This is a genomic window from Metabacillus bambusae (assembly GCF_017497975.1).
Lineage (GTDB): Bacteria > Bacillota > Bacilli > Bacillales > Bacillaceae > Metabacillus > Metabacillus bambusae.
In genome coordinates this window covers 49,639-59,092 of the sequence record NZ_JAGDEL010000031.1, presented here as the reverse complement: position 1 = coordinate 59,092, position 9,454 = coordinate 49,639, and the positions used below count along the sequence as shown (strand labels likewise).

Annotated in this window: 10 protein-coding genes; all 10 read right to left on the bottom strand. The window is 36.9% G+C overall.

Annotated features, from left to right (window positions below; genetic code table 11):
* Positions 1 to 666: 666 nt before the first annotated feature.
* The 10 genes from lysS to cysK all read right to left on the bottom strand — a co-directional run bounded on the left by lysS (position 667) and on the right by cysK (position 9,429).
* Positions 667 to 2,166 (bottom strand): lysine--tRNA ligase, encoded by a 1,500-nt coding sequence (lysS, locus tag I7822_RS26400; protein WP_207982042.1) that lies wholly within the window; start codon positions 2,164 to 2,166, stop codon positions 667 to 669.
* A 134-nt stretch (positions 2,167 to 2,300) separates the two neighbouring features.
* Entirely contained in the window at positions 2,301 to 3,302 is a 1,002-nt protein-coding gene (dusB, locus tag I7822_RS26395) for a tRNA dihydrouridine synthase DusB (RefSeq protein WP_207982041.1), read from the bottom strand.
* Between the two features lie 27 nt (positions 3,303 to 3,329).
* Entirely contained in the window at positions 3,330 to 3,533 is a 204-nt protein-coding gene (locus I7822_RS26390) for a helix-turn-helix domain-containing protein (RefSeq protein ID WP_066333393.1), read from the bottom strand.
* Entirely contained in the window at positions 3,485 to 4,012 is a 528-nt protein-coding gene (gene folK / locus I7822_RS26385; protein WP_207982040.1) for a 2-amino-4-hydroxy-6-hydroxymethyldihydropteridine diphosphokinase, read from the bottom strand. The genes I7822_RS26390 and folK overlap by 49 nt, the downstream gene beginning before the upstream one ends.
* Positions 4,009 to 4,371 carry a dihydroneopterin aldolase gene (gene folB, locus I7822_RS26380; protein WP_207982043.1) on the bottom strand — a complete coding sequence of 121 codons (363 nt, stop codon included), beginning with the start codon at positions 4,369 to 4,371 and terminating at the stop codon, positions 4,009 to 4,011. Before folB ends, folK begins: the two co-directional genes overlap by 4 nt.
* Entirely contained in the window at positions 4,364 to 5,215 is an 852-nt protein-coding gene (gene folP / locus I7822_RS26375) for a dihydropteroate synthase (RefSeq protein WP_207982039.1), read from the bottom strand. The genes folB and folP overlap by 8 nt, the downstream gene beginning before the upstream one ends.
* Before the next feature lie 15 nt (positions 5,216 to 5,230).
* Entirely contained in the window at positions 5,231 to 6,091 is an 861-nt protein-coding gene (gene pabC, locus I7822_RS26370; protein WP_207982038.1) for an aminodeoxychorismate lyase, read from the bottom strand.
* A gap of 1 nt (position 6,092) precedes the next feature.
* Positions 6,093 to 6,680, bottom strand: a complete 588-nt coding sequence (gene pabA, locus I7822_RS26365; RefSeq protein WP_207982037.1) for an aminodeoxychorismate/anthranilate synthase component II — start codon at positions 6,678 to 6,680, stop codon at positions 6,093 to 6,095.
* Positions 6,681 to 6,690: 10 nt separating this feature from the next.
* Entirely contained in the window at positions 6,691 to 8,109 is a 1,419-nt protein-coding gene (locus I7822_RS26360; protein ID WP_207982036.1) for an anthranilate synthase component I family protein, read from the bottom strand.
* 396 nt (positions 8,110 to 8,505) lie between these two features.
* On the bottom strand, positions 8,506 to 9,429 hold the full coding sequence (gene cysK / locus I7822_RS26355) for a cysteine synthase A (RefSeq protein WP_207982035.1): 924 nt from the start codon (positions 9,427 to 9,429) through the stop codon (positions 8,506 to 8,508).
* Positions 9,430 to 9,454 lie beyond the last annotated feature (25 nt).

Genomic DNA, 9,454 nt, shown 5'->3' with positions numbered 1-9,454 from the left:
AGCCAGGATCAAACTCTCCAATAAAGTGTTTGATATAGCTCATAAGTTTGTACTATATAGTACGTTGTTTTGTTAATTAAAAATTAACGTTGGCACGCTTGGTTTTGTTTAGTTTTCAAAGATCATCATTTATAGCAACTTTATTATAATACCAAATTCTTTAACTTAAAGTCAAGAAGTTTTTTGTATTTTTTTATAAAGTTTGTTGCCTGTTTCGCAGCAACGTATTCAAATATACCACCTACTTTAACCTTTAGCAAGCTTTTTTTTAAAAGTTTCAGAAAAACAAAAGCGTAAGCGTACATTTAGCTACGTAGAAAAATGAGCACCCAAAATCTAGTTGCGGCTCCTAGCTCTTCGAGTCATAAGACAATCCGCTGCCTGAGAAGAAAACCACAACAATCAATCATCCGCTCGTCTTAAGGGATAAAGCGAGACTTACATCATTGGGTTATCTGATGAATAGCGAAACTTATCGGACTTTTGTAAATGTGCGGCAAAGGAAACACGAAGAGCACGTGCGTTCGATGTTGACTTAGCGTATAAAGAGTGTGGAGTTCGCTTCTGCTTTGCGCTGGAGCTGGATGCCTAGCGCTTATCCACAGTACTAGAATTTTATAATTTCCTAGACAAAGGAAAAACTCCTGCAATTTGCAGGAGCCCTTTTTAACGGTGTCTCATTTGTGGAAATAATAGTACATCACGAATTGATGGAGAATTAGTTAAAAGCATAACTAAACGGTCTATACCGATACCTAAACCACCCGTAGGAGGCATACCGTATTCTAATGCTTCAATAAAATCTTCATCCATCATATGAGCCTCATCATTACCTTGCTCTCGCTCTTTAAGTTGCGCTTCAAATCTTTCTTTTTGATCAATTGGATCATTTAACTCGGTAAATGCATTAGCATGTTCACGAGCAACAATAAACAATTCAAAACGGTCTGTAAAACGTGGATCTTCATCATTTTTCTTAGCTAAAGGAGAAATTTCCACCGGATGACCATAGATAAACGTAGGTTGAATTAATTTCTCTTCTACTTTTTGTTCAAAGAATTCATTTACTATATGGCCATATTGCATATGATCATTAATCTCAACATTATGTTCTTGTGCAAGGTTGCGCGCCTCTTCAATAGACATCTCTTTCCAGAAGTCTGCACCTGTGTATTCTTTAATAGCATCTACCATATGAAGTCTAGTCCATTCAGGTGCAAGATTTACTTCGTAGTCACCATATTGAACAGTTGTTGTTCCTAATACCTCTTTCGCTATATGTGCAATTACATTTTCCGTTAATGTCATAATGTCCTGATAATCCGCATATGCTTCATAAAGTTCAATCATTGTGAACTCAGGGTTATGTCTTGTGGAAATACCTTCATTTCTAAATACGCGACCAATTTCATATACTTTTTCTAATCCACCGACAATTAAACGTTTCAAGTGAAGTTCAATAGCTATACGCATGTATAAAGGCATATCCAATGCATTATGGTGAGTAATAAACGGACGAGCAGAAGCACCACCAGGAATTGCATGCATAGTAGGTGTTTCAACTTCCAAATATCCTTGGTCATCTAAATAGCGACGCATCGCTTGAATAATTTTACTACGAGTAATAAAAGTCTTTTTACTTTCAGGACTCATAATTAGATCAACGTATCTTTGACGATAACGTTGCTCAATATCTTTTAAACCATGGAATTTATCTGGTAATGGTCTTAGAGATTTCGTTAACAGTTCAAAAGTTTTAACTTTAATTGATAGCTCTCCTACTTGTGTCTTAAACACAACACCAGTTACACCGATAATATCACCAAGATCTGCTGTATTAAAAATTTCATAGGCCTCTTCACCAATCGCGTCCTTACGAACATAGATTTGAATTTGACCAGATAAATCTTGGATATGTGCGAAACCCGCTTTTCCTTTTCCACGCTTAGTCATAATACGACCTGCTATCGTAACAGAAACAGCCTTTTCTTCTAGTACTTCTTTATCGAATTCGTTATATGAAGCAAGAATATCAGCTGTTTGATGAGATCTTTCAAAGCGTTTACCAAATGGGTCTAATCCTTTTTCCTTTAAAGTATGTAGTTTCTCACGTCTAACCTTTAACTGGTCAGTTAATTCTTCTTGATTCAATTCATCGTGACTCATAATTAACAACTCCTATTGTTTACTAAATAAAAAGCAGAAAACTGCCAGGGGATACTGGCAGTAAAACAACATAACGTTAACCAATAAAGTGAGAATTCATTTAGTGGGGTTTCCCACTGAATCTCGCCTAATACTTATCCAACTTGACTAGCACTTTCTTGTTTCGCTTCAATTTCTAAAACAAACTCATCTAATAGTGTAACAAGTTCGTCTCTTGTATTCATTAAATTAATTTCATTTCTTACTTTCGCATTACCTCTAATACCTTTAATGTACCAAGCAGCATGCTTTCTCATTTCTCGGACTGCTATATTCTCATTTTTAAGAGCTATTAAACGGTCTAGGTGGAGTTTGCAAATCTCCATTTTCTCGCGTACACCTGGCTCATCCATTAATTCACCAGTTTCTAGATACTTAACTGTACGATAAATCATCCAAGGGTTTCCTAATGCAGCACGACCAATCATGACACCATCTACACCTGTTTCGTCAAGCATACGCTTAGCGTCCATCGGTGTCGTGACATCACCGTTCCCAATAACTGGAATATTTACAGATTCCTTTACCTCTTTAATGATATCCCAATTTGCAGTTCCTTCATACATTTGTACTCGTGTACGTCCATGTACTGCTACTGCCTTACCGCCTGCTCGCTCAACTGCTTGGGCATTTCTAACAGCATAAATATGCTCATCATCCCAGCCCATGCGCATTTTTACTGTTACTGGCTTCTCTACAGCTTCCACCACAGCAGAAACCATATCATAGATTTTATTCGGATCTAATAGCCATTTTGCACCTGCATCACATTTCGTTATCTTCGGGACTGGACACCCCATATTTATGTCTATAATATCAGCCGTTGTATTTTTATCAACAAATCTAGCTGCCTCTACTAATGTTTCTTTCTCGCCACCAAAGATTTGTAGGCTTAAAGGTTTTTCACGCTCATCAATATAAAGCATACCCATTGTTTTTGCATTATTATATAAAATTGCTTTATCACTAACCATTTCTGCACAAACTAAGCCAGCACCAAATTCTTTAACCGTTAGACGGAAGGCTGCGTTACATACACCAGCCATTGGAGCTAATACGACTCTATTTTTCAATTCGATATCACCAATGTTAAACATACTTCTACCCTCCTATCCTTTTGTTGTTTAATTCGGAGTTAGCTCTTCTACTGATACATTAAGAGCTTTAGCTACTTCTTCAATAAATTTTTTGTTGGGTTCACGATTGCCTCTTTCTATTTCACCTAGAACAGAAACAGAAACACCAAGATCCTTCGCAAAACTCTCTTGGGTAAAGCCTTTTAACTTTCTAAAAGCGCGAATACGTCTACCCCATTTTTCTGCTTCCATATTCGTACTCCTTCTTTATCTTGTAATTGATCTATGATAGATGAAAGTGGTTCTTCTATAGTAGGAATGCAGATGTTCTTGTTTAGTTCAAACAATGGAATTAAAACAAAGGCACGTTCATACATTCTTGGGTGTGGAACAATAAGATGCTCTGCTTCAATATTTTCATGATTATAAAGCAAAATGTCAAGGTCTAATGTTCGAGGACCCCATTTTACCTCACGTTTTCGATCAAGAAATATTTCGGTTTCTTGCAACACATTTAATAGTTCAAATGCTGAAAGATCAGTGTTTATCTTAATCACCATATTTAAAAATTGATCTTGATCTGTATAGCCAATTGGATCTGTTTCATAAATTGAGGAAATATCTTCTACATGTATCGAAGGGTGAAGATGCAACTTTCGAATGGCCATTTTTAAATATTCTTCACGGTTTCCCATATTTGATCCAAGTGCAACATACGCTTCTATCTTCATGTCCTACCCCTTTTGATTTCAACAGCTACTTCTTTATAATGACCTGGTATCGGCGGATCAGGTTTTATCATTTTTACCGTACAATATTGAACAATGTTAAAATCAGCGAATATTTCCTTGGCAATTTGTTCAGCAACTGCTTCCACAAGCTTGTATGGTTTACCCTCTACAATTTTTTTACAACAATTATAGAGTGATGCATAATTTACAGTATGCTCTAAATCGTCTGATTCCCCTGCATTTTTCAAATCTAATTCTACAGTTAAATCAACTCGAAATCTTTGACCAAGTTTATTCTCTTCCTTAAAAACTCCATGATACCCATAGAACTCCATACCATTTACATGAATTTTATCGATGACCTTGTCCCCCTTTTCCAAGCATTGCATCCATCATTTTAGCCATTCTTGACATCTCTAACACATCATGAATTCGTATAATTTGGCATCCTTTTTCAATTCCTAAGCAAATGGTTGCTCCGGTTCCTTCAAGTCGTTCAATTGGAGGTAAATCTAAAACATGTCCGATAAAAGATTTTCTTGATGTACCTAATAATACAGGATAACCTAACTGAACAAAAGAATCTAAATGTCTCATCACCAGTAAATTATCTTCCATCGTTTTTGCAAAACCTACGCCCGGGTCTAGAATGATTTTTTCATCCTTTACTCCAGCATCCTTTACAAGTTTAACGGACTCCATTAAATCAACAATCATATCTGGAATTAATTGATCATAGTCACGATTATTACGGTTATGCATAAGGATAATTGGTACATCATAAGTTGCAGCTACATTACCCATATCAGGATCTGCCTTTGCACCCCAAATATCATTGATGATTGTTGCACCTGCTTCAATGGCTTGCTTAGCAACCTCAGCTTTATACGTATCAATAGAGATCGGTACATCTATTTCCTTGGCCAGCATACGAATTACCGGTATGGTTCGTTCTATTTCCTGTTCAACTGATACTGGATCAAAACCAGGCCTTGTTGATTCTCCCCCGATATCAATAATATCAGCACCATTTTTAATCATTTGCTTAGCATGAAAAATAGCCTTATCTATATCGACATACTTACCACCATCAGAAAAGGAATCAGGTGTTGTATTTAAAATCCCCATTATTTGAGTTTTTCCACTGTAATCAAGTGTATATTTTCCACATTGAATTGTTTGTTGTTTCGTTGCAAATTTCATTTTTCATCCAGTCCTTTATAACTGATCTATACTTAATAGTTTCGACCGATAATGACAATATAACTCACTGATCTTCTGTACAATTATTCCATTATAGCCCTCGAAAACATATTCATCCACTTTCTTTACTGGAACAACCTCTTGGGAGGAATTTGTGATCATCACTTCGGTTGCATCTAATAATTCTCTTTTCGAGTAAAAACCTTCGCGAATCGGAATCCCAAGCTTATTTAAGCATTTAATGACAAATTGTCTAGTAATACCGTTTAATATACCTGTTTCTATAGAAGGGGTGTACACAATATCTTCCTTCACCCAAAAAATATTTGAAACAATCCCTTCTGCAACATACCCTTGCTCAGTTAAAAAAATCCCTTCCATATCAGGAGATTCTCGTAATTCACGCTTTCCCAATATATTATTTAAATAGTGATGGGATTTTAATCTTTGTGTCCCTTCAGGTGTATTTCTACGCAGCTGTAAAATAGCAGTATTTTTTTCTGCATTCTGAATCGGGGGTGCCTTACGTAAGAAACAAAGAACAGTTGGATGATTATACGGTTGCAAAAGCTTACCTACCTCGCCATTTCCTGCAGAAATATTTAAACGGACAGTAACATCCTCTTCCTCTAGATGATTTAACCGGAGCAGTTGCTGAAGCATTTCATACACATACTCAGCGTCAACCCTATAAGAGATTTCTAACTCATCCAAGGCATGTTGCAGTCTAGTTAAATGGTCATTAAGAAGAAAAGGGAAACCTTTGTACATCCTGAAGGTTTCAAAGGCTCCTAAGCCATAAAGAAAGCCATGATCGAATGGAGAAATCGTGGCTTCAGTATCTTTAATAAACTGTGAGTTGTAATATATATACACGTTACGAACTCTTTTCTACTAATTTATATTGATTGATAAAGTTCTTTAATAAATCTTTACCAAATGACGTCATAATTGATTCAGGATGAAATTGAACACCTTCGATAGGCAATGTTTTATGACGGATCGCCATAATTTCATTTTCATCTGTCCAAGCTGTTACCTCTAAGCAATCCGGCAAGGTCTCATTCTTCACAATTAACGAGTGATAGCGAGTTGCTGTAAATGGATTGTCCATATCCTTGAATAATGTTTCTCCATTGTGGTTTATCTCTGATGTTTTTCCATGCATTAGTCGTTCTGCACGCACAACGTCCCCACCAAATACTTGAGCAATGGACTGATGTCCGAGACACACACCAAATATAGGAATTTTTCCAGCAAAATACTCAATTGCTTCCATGCTAATTCCTGCTTCATTTGGACTACATGGTCCTGGAGAAATCATAAGAAATTGCGGATTTAGCTCTTCAATTTCCGAAATGGTGATTTCGTCGTTACGCTTTACAACCAACTCTTCTCCAAGCTCACCCAAATATTGCACTAAATTAAACGTAAAAGAATCATAATTATCAATCATTAAAATCACTATACTCACCTCAGCCTAATATTTTCTCTTCTTTACTCAACTCAATTGCCTTAATCATAGCTCTTGCCTTTTTTAAAGACTCTTTATATTCATACTCTGGATTGGAATCAATAACAATACCTGCTCCAGATTGTACATACCCATAACCATCTTTAGCCAGTAACGTACGAATGACGATATTTAGCTCCATGTTTTCATCAAAGCCAATCCAACCTATGGAACCAGTATAAATCCCTCGCCTTGTAGGCTCTAGCTCCTCGATTATTTCCATGGTTCTCACTTTAGGTGCTCCTGTTATTGTACCACCAGGAAAGGTCGCTTTGATAACATCTGCATAATTTGCTTCTTTTTTTAAATTCCCTTTTACATTTGAAACGATATGCATTACATGTGAATACTTCTCAATAACCATAAATTCATCAACATGGACAGATCCATACTCACAAACTCTTCCTAAGTCATTTCTCTCTAAATCAACAAGCATGACATGCTCGGCTCTTTCCTTCTCATTTTCAATTAATTCATTTGCAAGTCTCGTATCCTCTTCTTCATTCTTGCCTCTAGACCTTGTCCCAGCAATTGGCCGGGTACTTACGGAGCTACCTTGTTTTTTCACCAATAGCTCAGGTGATCCACTCACAATTTGAAACTCGGGAAAATGCAAATATCCCATATAAGGAGAAGGATTAAGCTTTCGTAATACTTCATAGATCTCGAGTGGATGATTATCTTCTAATTGAAAGTGCTGTCTAATAGACAAATTCACTTGAAACACATCGCCTTGAGAAATATATTGTTTAATTTTTTCAACTGCTTTCATGAATGAGGCTTTAGTGAAGGTAATTGGATCTTTAGTAGCTGCTCTGTGCACTTCATTTACATGTTCGTGTATATTCGGCTCATTGGTCCAATTTTCCTTCATCTTTTGCAACTTTGCTCGTGCAGTCTGTTCTTCCTGCTTATCGTAATAATGTGTTATTAACCAAAGCTTGGATGTGTGATGGTCAAAAACAGCGACATCATCAAAAAGCAAAAAATACAGATCAGGCGTTTCTAAATCGTCAATTGCCACACTAGGTAGCTTTTCAAAATACCTAACACAGTCATAACTCATAAAGCCAATCGCTCCACCTTGAAAATCTGGTAAGCTTGGATCTGTTACAGTTTGAAATTGACGAAACCAATTATGAAAAAGATCAAGTGGCTCCCCTTCTAAAACATTCATACCTTGTTTATCGGTGATGAAAAGTTGATGGTTTTTACCCTTTACAGTAGCAATCGGTCTTATACCAGCAATGCTGTATCTACCACCTCGACCGCTTTCCAAAAATGCATGCTGATCTTCATCTCTTGTTAAATACTTATATTGGTCAAAAAAGTTGCCCTTATAATCAAAACTTATGCTTAAAGATGCCCTTCGTTGCTGCATGACAAATCTCTCCTTTAAAACTCTTACTTACATTTTACATAAATGTGCGGGAGAAACCATAATGATTTTATTATTTTATTTAAAAAGTAGGCTCTGTTAAATTTGGTTGTTGATTTCCGCTGTAGGCGTTCGCTTTCTGCGGATGGTCTGGGGGCCTCCTCGGTGCTTTGCACCTGCGTGAGTCTCCCTTGGACTCGCTCTCCCACAGGAGTCTCACATATCCGCAACAATTCAACAAAGTGCCAATATCAACAGTGAGCTTTAACAGAGCCAAAAAGTAAGACCTAGTGCTTTTAGTATGCTGCAATCCTTAATGCATATAATGATATAAAGAAAAGAGGTTGACCTTTTTAGTCAAACCTCTTTCCAAGCTATTTTACGGGTATTAAACCGATATTAATCGAATTGGTATAATGGAGTACTTAAGTAACGCTCTCCATTACTAGGAAGCACTGCAAGAACCTTCTTACCTTTTCCAAGCTCTTTTGCTACCTTTAACGCAGCGAAAATTGCCGCACCTGATGAAATCCCACCTAGAATTCCTTCTTCTTTAGCTGCTCTTCTAGCTGTTTCAAACGCTTCTTCATTTTTAACAGTAATAACTTCATCATAAATATTTGTATTTAAAGTATCTGGAACAAATCCTGTACCGATACCTTGGATTTTATGCGGACCTGGTTTTCCACCCGAAAGGATTGCAGAATCTGCAGGTTCTAATCCATAAATTTTTATTGATGGATAGTTCTCTTTAAGGACTGAGCCTACTCCTGTAATTGTTCCACCTGTACCAATTCCAGAGATGAAGGCATCTAATTGCTCACCCATTTGTGACACAACTTCCTTACCTGTTGTTAAGCGGTGAATTTCAGGATTTGCTTCATTTTTGAATTGTTGAGGCATAAAGTAGCCGTACTTTTTTGATAGCTCTTCTGCTTTGCGAATCGATCCTGATATACCTTCAGAACCTGGAGTTAGAACAAGTTCAGCTCCATAAGCACGCAACAAGTTTCTACGCTCCATACTCATTGTGTCAGGCATAACGATAATAGCTTTTAGACCTTTAGCAGCTGCTACCATCGCAAGTCCAATACCAGTGTTTCCACTAGTTGGCTCAATGATTGTATCTCCATCTTTTAAATCACCGCTTTTCTCAGCAGCTTCAATCATAGCAAGAGCAATACGATCTTTGACACTACTACCTGGATTCATAAATTCAAGCTTTAAGTAAACATCAGCACTATTATCATCTACAAGTCTATTTAACTTTACAATTGGTGTTTCCCCGATTAATTCATGTATAGAATTTGCTACGCGTGCCATATTCTTCCTCCTCTATCCCGAGTAA